A 15,877-nucleotide genomic window follows, 5' to 3' on the forward strand; every position below is an offset into this window, starting at 1 on the left:
GTCCGCGGGCAGCTCGCGGACGGCGGGTGGGTGCGGATCGAGGAGCGCAAGATCCTCGGGCTGTTCCCCACCCGCAGGCTGACCCCGCGCGACCCGCGCCTGCCCGGCAGGCTGCGGCGCCGGGTGTCGGCGGCCCTGCGCGACCCGCTGCCCCGGGTCGACCCGGTGGACGCGGCCCTGGTCGCGCTCTCCGAGGCCGGGAAGCTGAACAGGGTCCTGGACAGGGGCACCAGGCGCGCCCACAAGAGGCGGCTCAAGGACCTGGCCGAGCGCACGGGACCCCTGCCCAAGGCGCTCAAGAAGACCATCGACGCCCAGACCGCCGCCGCTGCCGGCTAGCCGGTCAGGACAGCAGGTCGGCCTCCTCGGGGACCTCGCCGGCCTCGTCGTTCCGCAGGGCGGTCAGGAAGTTCTCCGCCCAGCGGCCGACGTCGTAGTCCGCGACCCGGCGGCGCATGGCGCGCATCCGGCGCTGCAGGTCCGCCGGCTCGGCCCGGATCGCGGCCAGCAGGGTGCGCTTCAGGCCGTCCACGTCGTAGGGGTTGACCAGGAAGGCGCGGCGCAGCTCGGCGGCCGCGCCGGCGAACTCGCTGAGCACCAGCGCGCCCTGCAGGTCCTTGCGGCAGGCCACGTACTCCTTGGCCACCAGGTTCATGCCGTCCCGCAGCGGGGTGACGACCATGACGTCCGAGGCCAGGTAGAGGGCGGTCAGCTCGGCCCGGTCGTAGCTGGTGTGCATGTAGTTGATCACGGGGGCGCCGAGCTGGGAGAACTCCCCGTTGAGGCGGCCGACCTGCTGCTCGATGTCGTCCTTGAGCAGCTGGTACTGCTCGACCCGCTCCCGGCTGGGAGTGGCGATCTGCACGAACACCGCCTCGCCCGGCTTGAGCTCGCCGTCGGCCAGCAGCTCCCCGAACGCCTCCAGGCGCTGGGTGATGCCCTTGGTGTAGTCGAGCCGGTCGACGCCGAGCAGGATCCGGTCGGGGTCACCGAGCTCGGCGCGGATCTCCCTGGCCCGGTCCTGCACCGCGGGACTGGCCGCCAGCTCCAGGAGCTCGCCGACGTCCACCGAGATCGGGAACGCCTTGGCCTGGACGGCACGGCCCTCGTACTGGATCTGGCCGCCGCTCTGCGCCCGCACGTCCACGACGCGGCGGGCCATCCGGATGAAGTTCGCGGCGCCCGTGGGGAGCTGGAAGCCGACGAGGTCGGCTCCGAGCAGGCCCTCGATGATCTCCTTGCGCCAGGGCAGCCGCTGGAAGAGCTCCACCGGCGGGAAGGGGATGTGCAGGAAGAACCCGATCTTGAGGTCGGGGCGCATCTCCCGGAGCATCTTGGGCACCAGCTGGAGCTGGTAGTCCTGGACCCAGACGGTCGCGCCCTCGGACGCGGCCTCGGCGGTGGCCTTGGCGAAGCGCCGGTTGACCCGGACATAGGCGTCCCAGGTGCGGCGGTGGTACTCCGGCGGCGCGATGGCGTCGTGGTAGAGGGGCCAGAGGGTGGCGTTGGAGAAGCCCTCGTAGTAGAGCTCGACCTCTTCGGCGGAGAGGGAGACCGGGACCAGGTGCAGGCCGTCATCGTCGGTGAACGGCTCGACCTCTTCGTCGGCCGCGCCGGTCCAGCCGATCCACGCGCCGTCCCGGCCGCGCATCAAGGGCATGATCGCGGTGACCAGGCCGCCGGGACTCCGGCGCCATCCCACCTTCCCCTCTGGTCCTACGAATCGGTCCACGGGCAGGCGGTTTGCGACGACGAGGAAATCACTCACGCTGATCTTCATACCCCGTTTCAGGTGTTTTGTGCATCTTGTGGCGTTTGGGGAACGTGAAGCTCACCACGCGGCTCCACCTGCGGGGATCGTTTCTTCGGTACTTTCGACTCATGAGATTGGGCGTCCTGGACATCGGGTCCAACACCGTGCACTTCCTCGTCATGGACGCGCACCAAGGGGGGAGACCTCTCCCCGCGTATTCCCACAAGACCGAGTTGCGTCTCGCCGAGCATCTCATCGACGGCCACACGCTGTCCGACGAGGGGGCAGGCAGGCTCCACGAGCTCGTCGCCGAGGCGCTCCAGATCGCCGAGGACAAGGGCGTGCAGGAGACCCTGGCCTTCGCGACCTCGGCGGTCCGGGAGGCCTCCAACGGCGAGGAGGTCCTCGCCAGGATCAAGTCCGAGCTGCAGACCGACATCGAGGTCCTGTCCGGCATCGACGAGGCCCGCCTGACCTTCCTCGCCGTCCGCCGCTGGTTCGGCTGGTCCTCCCACCGCCTCCAGGTCTTCGACATCGGCGGCGGCTCCCTGGAGGTCGCCACCGGTATCGACGAGCAGCCCGACGCCGCCTTCTCCCTCCCCCTGGGCGCGGGCCGCCTCACCCGCGACTGGCTCACCCTCGACCCCCCGGACCGCGACCAGATCCGCGCCCTCCGCCGCCACGTCCGCGCCGAGATCGCCGACCGCATAGGCAGCGTCACCCGCTTCGGCCCCGCCGACCACGCCGTGGCCACGTCGAAGACCTTCAAGCAGCTGGCCCGCATAGCCGGCGCCGCCCCCAGCGCCGAGGGCCCCTTCGTCCGCCGCCTCCTCACCCGCACCGCCGTGAAGGAATGGTGCGAACGCCTCTCCGAGATGCCGATCTCCACCCGCATGCAGATCCCCGGCGTCTCCCCGGGCAGAGCCTCCCAACTCCTCGCGGGCGCCATCGTCGCCGAAGCCGCCATGGACCTCTTCGACATGGAAGAACTCGAAATCTGCCCCTGGGCCCTCCGCGAGGGCATCATCCTCCGCCGCCTGGACCTCCTCCCGGGAGAGCCCCTCTCCTTCTAGCCCCCGCCCAGCCGATGTGCGCTACCCCCCCGACTGCGCTAGAGTTATGCCTGCCGCCAGCGCCCCAGACGGGGCAAAAGCGGAGGTCGCGGGACGTGGCGCAGCTTGGTAGCGCACTTGACTGGGGGTCAAGGGGTCGCAGGTTCAAATCCTGTCGTCCCGACCAGCTCAGGGCCATCTTCGGATGGCCCTGTTTTGCTTTTGGGTGACTAAGGCTCCCGGTGGATCATTTGGCAGACATAGGACAGGGCCCGAGGATCACGATCCTCGGGCCCTGTTTGCTTCCCGTGGTCTTACCCGCTGGCGGGGAAGATCTGGTTCATGGCCTCCGCTCCGCCCAGCAGGACGGGCCTGATCTGCTTCCGGTAGACCGTTTCGGTGACGGTGGTTCCGGAGTGGCCGACCAGGCGGGCGATGTCCTCCAGGGGGACGCCGCTGTCGGAGAGCAGGGAGACGAAGCTGTGCCGCATCTCCCTGGGTGTCCACTCGGCCCCGACCAGTCCAGCTTTGTCGAAGATGCGGCGGCAGGATCGGCGGACGTTGTGGGAGTCCAGCGGGGTGCCCACCCGTGAGGCGAACACCAGCCCGAGATCCTTCCAAGACTCTCCGGCGGCCTTCTTCAGCGCTTCCTGGGTCCTGCGGTGGGCTTTGAGGGCTTGTACGCAGCGGGCGGGAAGGGCCAGCGTCCGGCGGGACTTACGGGTCTTAGTGTCTCCACCAGCTCGCACGGAGTGCCAGACCATGATGGACGGCGGGATCTCCGGTGTCTCGGCTGTGGCCGGCTTCCCTTCCAGGTCGACGTGAGACCACTTGAGGGCCCGGAGTTCCTCGGTGCGGGCGCCTACGAGGATCGACAGGACGATGTAGGCGTGGATCGGATCGCCTTCGGATGCCTCCAGGACGGCTTCTGCCTGCTTGAGGGTGAGGGACTTGGATGGCCGTCCCTTGCGGCCTTCTGGGATCTCGCAGAGCATCACGACGTTCCGCTTCACCTTGTCGCGTGCCATGGCCCGGTTGACGGCCCGGTTCAGGACCGAGTGGATCAGCCGCAGGCTTCGGGTGCTGAGGTCGGCGGCTTTGCGCGCGAGCCACTTGTCGACGTCCTCGGAGGACAGCTCTCGGAGCTTGCGTGCTCCCAGGGCGGGGATGATGTGCTGCTCGGCGAGGCTGGTGTAGTTGGCGACGGTCTCTGGGTTCCGGCCGGCGAGGCCGTATCGCAGGAAGTCCCGGACGGCGTCGCCCACTGAGTAGCTGCCGGATGCGACGGTCAGGCCGTCGTCGTAGTCGCGAACCTTCTCCTTGAGCTTGGCCAGGGCCTTGGACTTGAGCTTGTCACTGGCCTTACGCACGATCCGGCGGCCGGCCGGGGTGTATCCGACGGTGATGGTGGCTATCCAGCGCTGGCGGGCTTCGTCCCAGTGAAGCCCGCCGTCGCCGCGGCTGCGCCGTTTGGTCATCAGGCGGTCCCTGCCTCGTTCTCCAGCAGCTCGACGAACCGGGCGATGGAGTCGGCGGTGACGCGGGTGGAGCGTCCTGCCTTGACGATGCCGATTCGTCCGGCCTTGACCTCCCGGTAGAAGCAGGACCGGCTGATCGACAGGATTTCCAAGGCCTCTTCGACCCGGTAGAGGGCTTTGGGTAGTGCGGTGACGGTCATGATGGTGGTGCTCCTTCTTGTGAGGGGCGGCGGTCCTGGGCGCTGCTTTGGTCGGTTGGCCCAGGGCCGCTTTGCGTTGGATGGGTTTCGGTCGGTTCATGAGACGAGGAAGGACCGCTGAAGATCGTGGGGTGTGGTGTGTGCTTCGCGTTCTTCTTGTCGGGAGGGCTGAAACATCTCCACATCTCCACATCTCCACGGATGTGCCTCTGAACTGCGGTGATGGGTGTGGAGATGGTGGTGATCGGCATCGGGTCATCTCCACAATCGGGGGGTTATCTCCACAGCGGGTGTGGAGATGTGGAGATGGCTGGTTGTCGGTGCTGGCTATCTCCACATACATCCGTGCTGGTAGAGGGCCGGTTTGTGGAGATGTGGAGATGTGGAGATGTTTCAGCGTCTTGGGGTTCGGCTCAGTCATGGCACTCGACCCAGAACACGTTTCGGTCGCGCTTTCTGGCGGAGCGGATGACGTAGTCGCCGCGCCAGCGTCCGGTCTGGCCGGTCAGCAGCCGTCCGAGGGAGAGCACGTTGGGTGCCCGGCCGGTGGGGGTGGTGATGAATTGGCCGTCCCAGGGGTCGTGTTCGTAGCTGCCGGTGTGGAGGGGTTCGCCGCTGTTGCGGAGTTCGGCGGCGGTCATGGGGGTGGAGCCGTGCAGGGTGTGCCAGCAGGACAGGAACGCGCGCCAGCGGTTTTCGTCTTCGTCGACGTCGCGGACGTCGGCGGCGTTGGCGAGGAATCCTTCGATGTCGTGGTGTGCGAGGAATCCGCCCAGGGCTTGGGCCCAGGGGGTGAATTGGCGCATAGCAAGGGTGTCAGCGCGGGGTGCGCCGCTTTGGGTCCAGTCCAGGACCAAGATGAGCAGGTGCCACAGCACGGTGAGCTGGTTGGCGGGGTTGGTGATCCATTGGTCGAGGTGGGGGATGCCGAACCGGCTCTGGTCGCGTTGTTCTGGTCGGGGCATGTTGGGGTCGAGGTGGACGCGGACGGTGCGGGAGGCCATGTCGCCGCCGACTTGGAGGTTGTTGCCGGTGGCCATCCAGAGGCGGTCGTTGACGGTGGCGATGTTGCGCGAGGCCCCGAGTTGGCGGTCGGACCACACTCCGGCGGTCACCAGCAGGGCGAGGGTGGGTGAGTCGATGACGGTGCCTTCGGCGAGGTTGTCCCAGATGACGACGCCGACCTGTTCGGCGAAGACGGCGGTGATGCTCTTGCGGAGTTCTTCGTCTGCGTAGGCCCAGGGCATGACGCGCTGGCCATAGAGCATGCCGGGCCCGCCGGTGAGGATGGACTTGCCGGAGGCGGGCATGGTCGCGTCGATGACGGCGAACGGGGTCAGGGAGCGGGTGTAGTGCCGCAGGATCGGCGTGACCAGCAGCGCGACGTAGTTCGCGCGGTCGGCCGCAGACGACCAGGGGAAGTCCCGCAGGAACCGGTGCAGCAGGAAGTCACGTGCGTCATATACCTGCTCGGCGGTCGGCGTATCTGGGACGGGCGGGAGCGCGACCTTGGAGGCCAGGTACAGGCCGGTGGCCTCGTCGTAGCCGGGGTGTTGGAGCAGGGTGCCGTCTCGGCGTAGGACGGGTGCGCCGATGACGCCGCGCAGGGGCAGGACGCTGGGCCAGGTCTTGGCGGCCAGCACTGAGGAGAGGATCTCCCGTGGTGGGGTGACTTCTTCTTCGAAGGTCTCGCTGCTGCCGTCTCCGGTCTTGCGGGAGCGCATCCGGTAGACGTAGGTGTGTTCGGCCAGCAGGCCGGCCAGGGTGGCCGGGTTGATGGGACTGGCGGTGACGGGCAGCGGGGAGTCCTCGTCGGCGGCGGGGCTGTTGAGCCCGCCGGAGACGGTTTCCATGTGGACCAGGGATCCGGCGGAGACGTAGGTGTGGGGCAGGGTGTTGGCGGCCAGGGCGGCTTTGAGGACGCGGATGCTCTCGGGTCCGGACCCGACCTGCAGGCGTGGCTTGGTCATGCGGGGACCCTCCTTGGTCGGCTCTGTCCGGCGCGGAAGCCCGATCGGATGGTGCGGCGGGCTTCGCTCTCGCTCTGGCCGGTGCTCACGGCGGCGTGGGTGAGGAGTTTCTCGGTCTCAGCAGCGGCCAGGGAGCCTCCGGCGACGAGCTGGCCCAGAGCCACGGAAGCGCCGTAGAGGGTGGCGTTGCGGCGGCCCTGGGGCGCTTGGGTGATCGCGGTGAGGCTGGCGTTGATCGCGACGTCCAGGTAGGCGCCGCGCTTGCCTGCGGTCAGCTCGACCACGACGGGTCGTTGTGGCGGCAGCGGGGCGGGTTGGAGTCGTTCGGCCAGCCATGCGGGCAGCGGGGCCGTATCGGGGGTGTGGACGGGTTCGTAGGTGCCGGTGCCGTCGGGCAGGTCGACGAAGCTTCCGGGACCGACGACGTATCCGCCCTCAGCGCGGGTGTCGATTTTCCAGCCCAGGCCGTTGCCGTGGTCGTCTGAGGTGTTGGTCAGGCGGATGTCGTTGGGGGCGGTGAAGTACAGGTGGAAGCCGCCGCGGCGGGTGCGTACCTGGAAGGTCTCCAGCGGCATGGGTTGGCCGGCCTGCTCGCACACGTAGGCGAAGACGTCCGAGCCGTCATGGATGCCGGGCAGTGCCCACTTCGGGGGAGGTTGCTCGCCGGGCTTGGGGACGTCGAGGTCGATGACGACCAGGCGGGAGGGGCCGCAGGAGATGCCGATGTTGTAGGGGCGGTGGCCCCACATCCGCCGGATCTTCTCCGGATCGGCCGTCGCGACCTGCTTCCAGCGGACGCCCTTGGGCGGGGTCTTGTCGCCGACGGCGACGGGGAAGACGTGCCAGCCGCGGCGGGCGGCGGCGAGTGCGTAGGAAAGGTTGGTGTTCATGCTGCCCTCCCGTGGGGGAGGTCGAGGTCGAGTAGGTCGGTTTGCTCGCCGCGTGCGGCCAGACGGCTTAGCAGGCGGGTGCGCCATGCGGTGGCGTAGCGGGGGCAGTTGGCGCAGTTCTTGTGGCCGGTGCAGCCGGGCATTGGGGGTTGGCGGCGGGCGGCGTAAGACCAGGCCATGGAGTCGGCGGAGCCGAGCCGATGCCCGTACAGGTGCAACCCGCCGGTCTTGACGCCGAACCCGTGCAGGGACAGGCCGAGTCGGGCGAGGGTGGTGACGATCTCGGTGATCTGGTGGGTGGACTGGCGACGGCACACCGACCCCAACCCCACCCTGGGCAGGATCGTCAGGTCGATTCCGGCGGAGGCGTACAGGTCGAAGCACCGTAGGTAGTCGTCCAGCTCCCAGCCTTGCAGGACGGGGATGAACGGCAGATCGGGGGCGAGCGCGGTCAACTCCAGGTAGTTCGCGACCGTGCGTTCCTGGTGTTCGGCCACGGACAGGCCGGTGCGTTCGGTCATGAACGGCTCGCACATCGAGTCCTGGGGTGCGGCGAAGTCCAGGTTGCCGATCTGTTCGGCGTAGCGGGCGACGGCTTCGGCGTACTGGGCCGGGGTGGTGACCCACGTGCCGTGCAGGGACAGTTCGGTGAACCCGCCGGAATCCAGCGCCCACCGGCAAGCGGCCGGCTTCAGGGTCTTCTTGCGCGCGAGTTGGCGGTGGGAGACGAACAACGGAACGTCCAGGCGCCACAGCCAGTGCGGCTGGTGGGCGCCCAGGTAGAACACCGGGCCGGACGTAGAGGTCTGCTCGGGGGGCATCACAGCACCTCCAGCAGCTTGGACCCGAGCCAGCGGGCGACGTTGGCGCTCACGGCGTTTCCGGCCTGCATGGTCTGCTCTGCCTGATTGCCGGTGACGGTGTAGGTGTCGGGGAAGCGCTGGGCGCGTAGGTGCTCGCGGGCCTTGAGCATCCGGAACCGGCAGTCCTCCACCGCCACCTCCGGCCGCACCAGACTCATCGAATCCCGCGTCGCCACCGTGTGCAGCGGGCTCGCGGTGGTCGTCGGCAGGTTCCCCGCCCGGTAGGGGATCACCAGTGCGTGCCGGTCCACCTCCTCAGGCCGCTGGTCGGGGGTGACGAGGAAGTGGTGGTTGCCGCCCGCGGTGACGGTGGCCAGCGGGTGGGCGGCCGGGCGGGCGGTGGTGTTCCAAGTCCCTCCGGCCGGGACCAGCAGCGGCGGCGAGACGAACCCGTCGCCTCCGCGCACGGTGCGGGCGGCCAGGGCGTTGCCTGCTGCGGGGTAGGTGCGTCCGTCGTGCCCGGCGTGGTTGACCTGCACCACGACGGGGCGATCCTGCACCATGGCCAGTCCGGCACGGATGCGGCGCATGGTCTGGGCGGCCAATGGCCGGGCGCGCTCCCCGATCCTCTGGCCCAGATCTGTCCAGTCGATGACGGCGGCGGCCGGGAGCACGTACGGCTCCACCACGAACGACTCGTGCCGGACGGAGGTGTTGGGGCAGGTGTAGGTGTACTGGTCGCGGTACTTGCCGATCCCCAGCTTCCCGCCGGGGGTGTGGCGCTTCCACGTCTGGCGTGCGGCCACATCCTGGCCGCAGGTGAAGCAGTGCGCGGGCGGACGGGGCTCCAGGTCCGGCATGGGGGCGTCGGCGCGCAGGAACACGATGTACAGCCGGTCTCGCCATTGCGGGGCGTGGGGGTTGTCGGCTCCTCCGATGTGGGCGGAGTTGACGCACACGATCCGGTGGGAGTACCCGATCCGATTCATGCCCTCGATCCACCACCAGAACAGGGGCCAGTCGGTGGCGAACTCGACCACGTTCTCGATCAGGACCGCGTCATAGGCCCAGATCTCCACCGCCCGCAGCACGTCGTAGGCGGTCGCCCTGGTCCGCTCCCACCCCTTGTTCAGGGAGGCGAGGTACTCCTCCCGCTCCCCGTCGTCCATCAGTGCGAGCTGACCGGGCCGCAGGGAGCCGCGCTTCTTGCGTCGCCCGCCGGCCGGGGAGGATTCCTGGCAGATGGGTGAGGCCCACAGCACGCGGGCGGGCGGCAGGTCGCGCATGTCGTAGGCGTTGATGTCCTCGCACAGGTGCTCGGCGTGCGGGAAGTTCGCCGCGTGGGTGGCGATCGCGCGCTCCCAGTGGTTGGCCGCCAACTTGAGCTCCAGGCCCGCGCTGGTCAGGCCCAGGGAGGAGCCTCCGGCGCCGCAGAACAGGTCCACGAACGTCAACGCGCTCGACATCCGGCGGCGGGTGGTCGGGGCGCTCATCGGCGGCCGCTGGTGCGCTGGTAGGGGGTGGTGTCGAACAGGTCGTCCTGGTCGCCGTCAGCGGACGGGCAGCGCAGCGCGGCGGCGGTCATCTGGCTGGCCGCGTTCGGGCGGGTGGCGGCCAGCAGGCAGAACGGGCAGCGCTGCCCGTCCTCGGTGGCTTCCAGGTGGACGGTGGTGCGGGTGCCGGGGTAGCGGTGGAACTGCTTGGCCGGGCAGGGTCCGGGGTGCAGTCCGCAGGATCCCGAGCAGCCGCATGGGGATCCGGCGGATGGTGTCGACGGGTCGGGCGGGTTGGCGTTGCTGCGGGTGGGCTTCATGATGGGAGATGCCTCCTGGCTTCTAGCTGGGATTGGGTGAGCGGCCCCGGCGGGGGAACTTCTTGGCGGGAGTAGCCCGCCGAGGCCGCGCGGCTACTTGCGGGTGTCGAAGGCGTCGCGGACGCTGTCGGGCTCGCCGTCGGGCCACATGCCGCCGGTCTCGCCGGTCACGGTGCCGCTGCTGCTGGTGCGGTTCGGGTCGTCGGCCATCAGAGGTCTCCTTCGCTTCGGTCAGGTGTTGGGGTTCAGGCGCAGTCGGGGCAGGGGATCGGCTCGGTGCGGACGGGCTTGCCGGTGGCGGGGTTGAAGGTCTTCTTCTTGCCGATACGGCCGCTGCCGCCGCAGCGGGTGCAGGTCTGGGCGGGCATGGAGGGTGGTTCCTTCCTGTCGGGGTCGTAGGGGTTGCGTAGGAGCCGAATGGAGGGGGTTTTCGGGCTCCGAGGGTGCGTGGAGGGGGTGTCTGGGGGTCCTACGGCCCTCCTACGCTCCTTCTACGGGGCGGGTGTTCGTGCTGCTCACGGGTCCTGTAGGAGTCCCGTAGGAGGGGTGTGGGGGTCGTCGGGGTCCTACGGGGTCAGCTGGCCCATGCGTAGACCTCGTCGGGGACGTCCTGGCGGCCTTCGGTGATGGCGCGGGCGGCGGCTTCCAGGTCCTTGCGCTCGTAGCCGCGGCGCTGTCGGCCGCCGCGCTCGAAGGCGTGACCCAGGGGGTAGACCTCCAGGGCGCCGAGGAGTTCGGCCAGGCGGTGTTTGTTGTCCAGGCTCAGGTGTGCGGCGAGGTCTTCGGAGTGCATGCGGGTATCGGTGCCGAACGCGCGGATGGCGGCGGTCAGGAGCGGCGGGAGGGGGCGGATGGGTGCGGGCTCGGGCCGGTCAACGCGCTCGGCGGTGAAGACGCGCTCGGGTGCGGCGGTCGGGGTGTAGGCGGTGCGGGCGCGCTGGCGCAACTCCTGAGGGTTGGCCCAACTGCCGGCGGATCCGGTGCCAAGCTCGGCGGGGACGGAGTGCAAGCGGCGCGGGGCTTCCTGCACCTCTTCGACGTCCAGGACGTCGCCGTCCTCGTCGTCGTCCAGGGCCAGGAATGCGGCACGCATCCTCTCGTGGCGCTGGGCGTAGACCTGGCCGCCGATGCGGGCGGCGGCTTCGTCCAGGCGGGGGCGGCCCTCAGCCAGCATCACGGCGGCGGCGGTCATCCGAGAGGGCGGAAGGAACGCGGCCTTGAAGGGCCGGGGGGCTTCCTCGTCGTCGGCTTGGATGAAGAAGCAGCCGACGGAGGGGATGTCGGCCAGGTCGATGCGGTCCCACCCGAAGAGGTACTGAAGCTCGGATTCCTTCTGGACCCGTCCGCAGATCTTGAGGCCGCACTGGACTTTGAAGTCGGCCGATACGGTGGTGGAGGTGGCGCGCAGGCCGGAGGCGATGATGTTGACGCCCTCGTTGCGGGCCTGGTCCAGGATCTCCTCGAGTTTCTTGCCGACCTGGCCGGCGGTGCCGCGGGTGCCGGGAGCCAGGACGGACTTGCCCTCATCGACCATGATGACGATCTCCGGCAGGCCGGGGCTAATGGGCAGCAGTTTGCTGTCTGCCTGCACCTTGAGTTTGCGGCCGGTGCGCTTGCGGGCGCGGGCGATGTTCATGGCGATCTGCACCATCTGGATCGCCTCTTCGGGGTTGGGTGCGGCCCAGTCGATGGCGGGGCGGTCGATGTCGCCTTCGATCCAGGGGTGTAGCCACACCTGGCTCATGCCGCCGCCGTTCATGTCGATGTGCCACACCAGCGTGTCGGAGCAGCGCAGCAGGAGCAGGGTGAGCAGGTCCAGCAGGTTGGTCTTGCCGGAGCCGCGGGCGCCGATGACGAGCATCGCCAACTCGCGCAGCAGGACCGTCACCGGAGAGCCGTCGCGGTACATCCCCAAAGGCAGCGGCCGGTTGATCGACAGGGGCGAGTAGTCCTCGGGCAGGGAGACCATGTCGCCCATGCGGTTGACGGTGGATACCCGCAGGACGGCCTCCCCGCGGTGCTCGCCGAGCGCGACTTCCACGCCGCAGCCGATGGGCAGGCGGGCGACGGTGGCCAGGCGGTCGGCGGCGCCCTTGAGCGTGGCCACGGTGTGGGTTCCGTCCAGCGGCAGCAGCGCCGTCAGGGTGAACCCGCCGCCTTGGGGCCAGGGCTGCACGCTGGTGACCTGCACCCACATGTTGGTCACGCGGTGGATGTAGGACGCCCACCGCATCCCGATCTCCCCGCCCTGGCGTAGGACGATGTCGGTTCCGGGCGCGGCCGCGGTGGGCTGCTGGGCTTCGTCGTTCTTGGCGCGGCCCAGGGGTGCGCCGAGACCGGCGGCCAGGCCGCCCAGGGCCAGGACGCCGAGCTGCTCGCGGTGAAAGGGTCCGGCCTCCAATGCCCAGGCCGTCCAGCCGCCGGCGCCCAGCCAGCACGCGGCCCGGTAGTACAGGCCGGTCATGCTCACGCGCTGGCTGGTGACGAACGTGGCGGCGGCGCCGAGCAGGCCCGCCCCGACTCCCAGAGCCCAATGCATCTCGCAGACGTTGCCGACCGCCGAGACGGCCGTCATACCAAGCACAGACTGCGTGGCCATGCCCGCCGCGGTGCGGGGGCGCAGCGTCCAGTCCAGGCCAGGCGCCGGGGTCTTCTTGGCGGTCTTCGTCTTCACGGGATGTTCCTCTCTCAGGGTCGTCGGGGCGGGCCGGGGCGGTCAGACGTTCCAGAGGTTTTCGTTCGTGCGCGGCGCCTCGTCGCGCTTGATGTCGTCGGCGTGCACGGCGCGGAACTGCACGGCAATCTCGTCGGCCAGGGCACCGAGTATCGCCAAGCCGTCGTGGAGCTGGCGGAGCATCTCGGTCACCGACTCGTGGAGGGGGTATTCGCCCTCCATGCGGGTGGTGTAGACGCGCACAGCGGTGGCGACGTTGACGGGCATCTCGCCGAGGGTGTCCAGGTCGCGGGCGACGACCCACATGTCCTCGGGGGCGTAGGAAGAAGCGGCGGCGGCCATCTCGGCCGAGGCGATGACGAGCGGGGAACCGGACATGGGAAACCTCCTGGTTGTGGTGTGGGTGTGGGCGGTGCGGCGCTGAGAGTGCTGCGGGTTCGGTGCTTCGGTGGGCTGCTGCGGCACCTGCTCGGCGGCCGGAGCGTCGGGGGCGGCCTGCTGCTCGGTGCCGTCCTGCTTGGTGTTCTCGGCCGCCTCGTCGGCGGGGGTGTCCTGGCCGTTCTCATCGGTGTCGGCGTCGTGCCGCCAGCCGAACAGCCAGGACAGGACGCGCCCCCACAGGCCGCTCTTGCCGTAGGCCGCAGCGTCCAGACGGCGGGCCAGGCGGGCGGTGCGGGAGGAGACGGGGCCGGGCTGGTCTTCGGCCCACCAGGACGCCCAGCGGGAGAAGCGGCTGCTCGGCGTCGCGGGGGTCTTCTTCGCCGAGACCGGGGTGGATACGGGATCCTTGCCCGTCTTCTTGTCTGCCGTCTTGGCGGCGGTCGGGGTGTCCTTCACCTTTGCCTCCTTCGTGGAGGTCCGGCCGCCCTTGGCGGCGGCCGCGCTCTTGGGAATGGCCGGGGCGGGAGTCTTGGTGTTCTTGCGGGTGGGGAGGCGCAGCGCGGAGCCGCCGCCGTCGCTGGCCACCGGCTTGCCCGCCCTGGCCGCCCTGCCCCTGGCGGAGGCACCTGCCGACGTCGGCGCGGAGGAGCGCCGGGAACCGGTGGCGGAGCGCCCGCCGAGAATCGACCGGGCAGAGCCTGAGCCGGAGGGGTTCGCCGAGCGGGACGGCCACAGTGCCCTGCCGCCCTGACGGCCCCCACCGGAGCGGCCCAGCAGCCCCGGTGTCCGCGACGACGTCCGTCCCCCGCTTCGTCCGCCACGTCCGCCGCCCAGCAACCCACGGGAGCCCGCAGGAGTGCGGTGGGCGGTCTGTGTCGTCTTGACCGTGCGTGTCTTCTCCTGACGGCGGCCGCCGTCGCGGTTGTCGCGTCGGCGACGCAGGTAGGCGACACCGGACGCCGCCGTCACCAGACCACCCGCCGCCAAGCCCAGGGCGCCGGTCGTCTGGTAGAGCACCGTCCCGGCGACCGTCACCACCGACGCGCCACCCGCCGCGAGCTGCCCCACCGGCAGACCGGTGGGTGCGTCCTGCTCTTCTTCGGCGTCGCCCTTGGCGTCCTTGTCGCCCTCGGTCGGGGCGACATCCGGGCGCGGTCCCGAAACGGGCGGGTGCTGGTCGGGGACGGCCAGCGGCGCGGCGTCAGCGGCGGGCGGCAGGCCGTCCAGCGGCGGCACGTCCATGCCGACCTCACGCGAGTCGGGGGCGGTCATGAGGCCACCTCCACCAGCGCCGCACGCAGGTCAGCCAGAATCCGCTGCCCCTGGCGCTCACTCAGCCCCAACTGGCGGCCGAGCTGAGCGCCCGTGATACCGGGCCGCTCACCCACCAGTTCCTTCGCCTGCTCCACATGCTCAGGCGTCACCGCGACACGGACGCGCCGGGCGGGCGGCGTCGGACGATTCCGCCGAGGGACGGGCACCTTTCCGTCGTTCTCGTTGTCGGCGACGACAAGCGGCGTCTCCTTGACGTTGTCGCCCTCGGCTCTGGCGACAACGGCGGCCGGAACGGGCTCGTTGTCGGGCGCTTCGTCCGCGACGACGGCGGGGACATCGGTCTTGCCGTCGCCGTCCGGGAGCGCGGCCTCGTCGGCGTTGTCGGCCTCGGAGGAGGCGCGGCGCTGGCCGCGCCGGATCATCCCCATGAGCAGTTCGGTCGACAGGACCAGGGCGACAGCCGGCCACCCGGCCACCACAGCGCCGATCGGGCCGTGCTCGATGCCGTACAGGACATTGACGGCCAGCGTCGCGGCGATGCCCAACCCCAGCGTCACGTACGCCAGGGGCATCGTCTTGGCCTTCTGGCCGCGCCGCGCGGCGTCCAGCAGGACCAGGCCCGCCACCAGGACCAGGCCGTCGATGGTCAGCGGGGTCAGCGTCGCGGTCCATCCGTGCTGGCCGTTCTCGGTGGCGACGTCCAGGGCGTGGGAGTAGGACACCACGGCGGCCGCCGCGCCCAGGGCGATCACGGTCCCGGCCGTCAGGGTGCGGATGAGGCGATCGGCGTTGATCACGACGCCTCCTCGAGGGGCACGCGGGTGATGGTCCAGATCTCCACCGGCAGGCCGTCGCGCTCGACCCTCACCCGCACCAGCGCGCTGCCGGGCAGGTGGAAGAGGGACTCGTGCTCGACGGTGCCGTCCAGGTGCGCGGCCCAGGTCTGGACGGCCTCGACGTCGCTGACCTGACCCCGGATGTGCAGCTCGACGATGGCGTCCAGCGCCCAGATGCACACCTCGGGCAGGTGCAGGGCTTCTTCGGCGAGGTCGGCCAGCACACGGGCGGCGGCGGGCATCCGCTGCGGGAGCGCCGGACGCTGGCAGGCGAGGGGGAACATGCTCACCTCAAGCCACCTCCGCCGGAACCTCGGCGCGGACCTGGGTGCGCAGGGCGGCCAACCCGCGAGGGGTGTAGCCAGCCCACACCCCGTGGGCGGGGTTGGCGCGCAGCGCGTACTCCAGGCACTCCAGCGCCACCGGGCAGGACTCGCAGACGTCCTTGGCGGCGTCCACACGCGCCCGACGCTCGGCGATCGGCTCGACCTCGAAGACGTCCGGGCCGGTGTGCAGGTCCGGGTCATACCGGCACTCGCCCTGCTCGCCCAGACGGGCGAGCAGGTCCACCAGCGGCAGCACCGGCAGCGGGACGGGGGACATACGACCTCCAAAGGCTCGATGGAACAGGTGAACGCGGACTTCAGAAGGCATCCACGAACCGGCCCAGCGCGCTGACCACCGTCTGAACGGCGGCAGCAGCACCTTCGGGGTTCTTGATGGCGAAGATCAGGAACGCGGCACCCGTGAGG

16 protein-coding genes and 1 tRNA gene are annotated in these 15,877 nt (G+C 70.0%); 3 read left to right on the forward strand and 14 right to left on the reverse strand.

Going from position 1 to position 15,877, the window contains the following annotated elements; all coding sequences use genetic code 11:
* On the forward strand, window positions 1-339 hold a 339-nt coding region (locus ABD327_RS31010; RefSeq protein WP_344455808.1), incomplete at its 5' end, for a GOLPH3/VPS74 family protein.
* A 4-nt stretch (window positions 340-343) separates the two neighbouring features.
* Here ABD327_RS31010 and ABD327_RS31015 read toward each other — a convergent pair.
* On the reverse strand, window positions 344-1,780 hold the full coding sequence (locus tag ABD327_RS31015; protein ID WP_344455810.1) for an alpha,alpha-trehalose-phosphate synthase (UDP-forming): 1,437 nt from the start codon (window positions 1,778-1,780) through the stop codon (window positions 344-346).
* 101 nt (window positions 1,781-1,881) lie between these two features.
* Here ABD327_RS31015 and ABD327_RS31020 point away from each other — a divergent pair, with 101 nt between their 5' ends.
* Entirely contained in the window at window positions 1,882-2,826 is a 945-nt protein-coding gene (locus ABD327_RS31020) for a Ppx/GppA family phosphatase (RefSeq protein ID WP_344455812.1), read from the forward strand.
* Between the two features lie 89 nt (window positions 2,827-2,915).
* Window positions 2,916-2,992: transfer RNA gene (locus ABD327_RS31025), tRNA-Pro, on the forward strand.
* 127 nt (window positions 2,993-3,119) lie between these two features.
* On the opposite strand, the gene ABD327_RS31030 is transcribed toward ABD327_RS31025, so the two are convergent.
* From ABD327_RS31030 to ABD327_RS31090, 13 genes are all read right to left on the reverse strand, one after another.
* The gene (locus ABD327_RS31030) at window positions 3,120-4,283 is read right to left on the reverse strand and encodes a site-specific integrase (RefSeq protein ID WP_344455814.1); all 1,164 of its coding nucleotides are present in this window, start codon (window positions 4,281-4,283) and stop codon (window positions 3,120-3,122) included.
* Window positions 4,283-4,483, reverse strand: a complete 201-nt coding sequence (locus ABD327_RS31035) for a helix-turn-helix domain-containing protein (protein ID WP_344455817.1) — start codon at window positions 4,481-4,483, stop codon at window positions 4,283-4,285. The genes ABD327_RS31030 and ABD327_RS31035 overlap by 1 nt, the downstream gene beginning before the upstream one ends.
* A gap of 413 nt (window positions 4,484-4,896) precedes the next feature.
* A complete protein-coding gene (locus ABD327_RS31040) occupies window positions 4,897-6,453 on the reverse strand; it encodes a hypothetical protein (RefSeq protein WP_344455819.1) in 1,557 nt (518 codons plus the stop codon).
* Window positions 6,450-7,343, reverse strand: a complete 894-nt coding sequence (locus ABD327_RS31045; RefSeq protein WP_344455821.1) for a bifunctional DNA primase/polymerase — start codon at window positions 7,341-7,343, stop codon at window positions 6,450-6,452. Before ABD327_RS31045 ends, ABD327_RS31040 begins: the two co-directional genes overlap by 4 nt.
* Window positions 7,340-8,164 (reverse strand): deazapurine DNA modification protein DpdA family protein, encoded by an 825-nt coding sequence (locus ABD327_RS31050; protein WP_344455824.1) that lies wholly within the window; start codon window positions 8,162-8,164, stop codon window positions 7,340-7,342. The genes ABD327_RS31045 and ABD327_RS31050 overlap by 4 nt, the downstream gene beginning before the upstream one ends.
* A complete protein-coding gene (locus ABD327_RS31055; protein ID WP_344455826.1) occupies window positions 8,164-9,639 on the reverse strand; it encodes a DNA cytosine methyltransferase in 1,476 nt (491 codons plus the stop codon). The genes ABD327_RS31050 and ABD327_RS31055 overlap by 1 nt, the downstream gene beginning before the upstream one ends.
* Entirely contained in the window at window positions 9,636-9,959 is a 324-nt protein-coding gene (locus ABD327_RS31060; RefSeq protein WP_344455828.1) for a hypothetical protein, read from the reverse strand. Before ABD327_RS31060 ends, ABD327_RS31055 begins: the two co-directional genes overlap by 4 nt.
* Before the next feature lie 245 nt (window positions 9,960-10,204).
* On the reverse strand, window positions 10,205-10,327 hold the full coding sequence (locus ABD327_RS31065) for a hypothetical protein (protein ID WP_344455830.1): 123 nt from the start codon (window positions 10,325-10,327) through the stop codon (window positions 10,205-10,207).
* 206 nt (window positions 10,328-10,533) lie between these two features.
* Window positions 10,534-12,633 carry a hypothetical protein gene (locus ABD327_RS31070; protein WP_344455832.1) on the reverse strand — a complete coding sequence of 700 codons (2,100 nt, stop codon included), beginning with the start codon at window positions 12,631-12,633 and terminating at the stop codon, window positions 10,534-10,536.
* A 42-nt stretch (window positions 12,634-12,675) separates the two neighbouring features.
* On the reverse strand, window positions 12,676-14,286 hold the full coding sequence (locus ABD327_RS31075; RefSeq protein WP_344455834.1) for a hypothetical protein: 1,611 nt from the start codon (window positions 14,284-14,286) through the stop codon (window positions 12,676-12,678).
* A complete protein-coding gene (locus ABD327_RS31080) occupies window positions 14,283-15,086 on the reverse strand; it encodes a DUF2637 domain-containing protein (RefSeq protein ID WP_344455836.1) in 804 nt (267 codons plus the stop codon). The genes ABD327_RS31075 and ABD327_RS31080 overlap by 4 nt, the downstream gene beginning before the upstream one ends.
* On the reverse strand, window positions 15,083-15,415 hold the full coding sequence (locus ABD327_RS31085; protein ID WP_344455838.1) for a hypothetical protein: 333 nt from the start codon (window positions 15,413-15,415) through the stop codon (window positions 15,083-15,085). The genes ABD327_RS31080 and ABD327_RS31085 overlap by 4 nt, the downstream gene beginning before the upstream one ends.
* A 1-nt stretch (window position 15,416) precedes the next feature.
* Window positions 15,417-15,728, reverse strand: coding sequence for a WhiB family transcriptional regulator (locus tag ABD327_RS31090; RefSeq protein ID WP_344455840.1), 312 nt, complete (start codon window positions 15,726-15,728; stop codon window positions 15,417-15,419).
* Between the last annotated feature and the right edge of the window lie 149 nt (window positions 15,729-15,877).

This window comes from Actinocorallia aurantiaca, from assembly GCF_039533685.1.
GTDB lineage: Bacteria > Actinomycetota > Actinomycetes > Streptosporangiales > Streptosporangiaceae > Actinocorallia > Actinocorallia aurantiaca.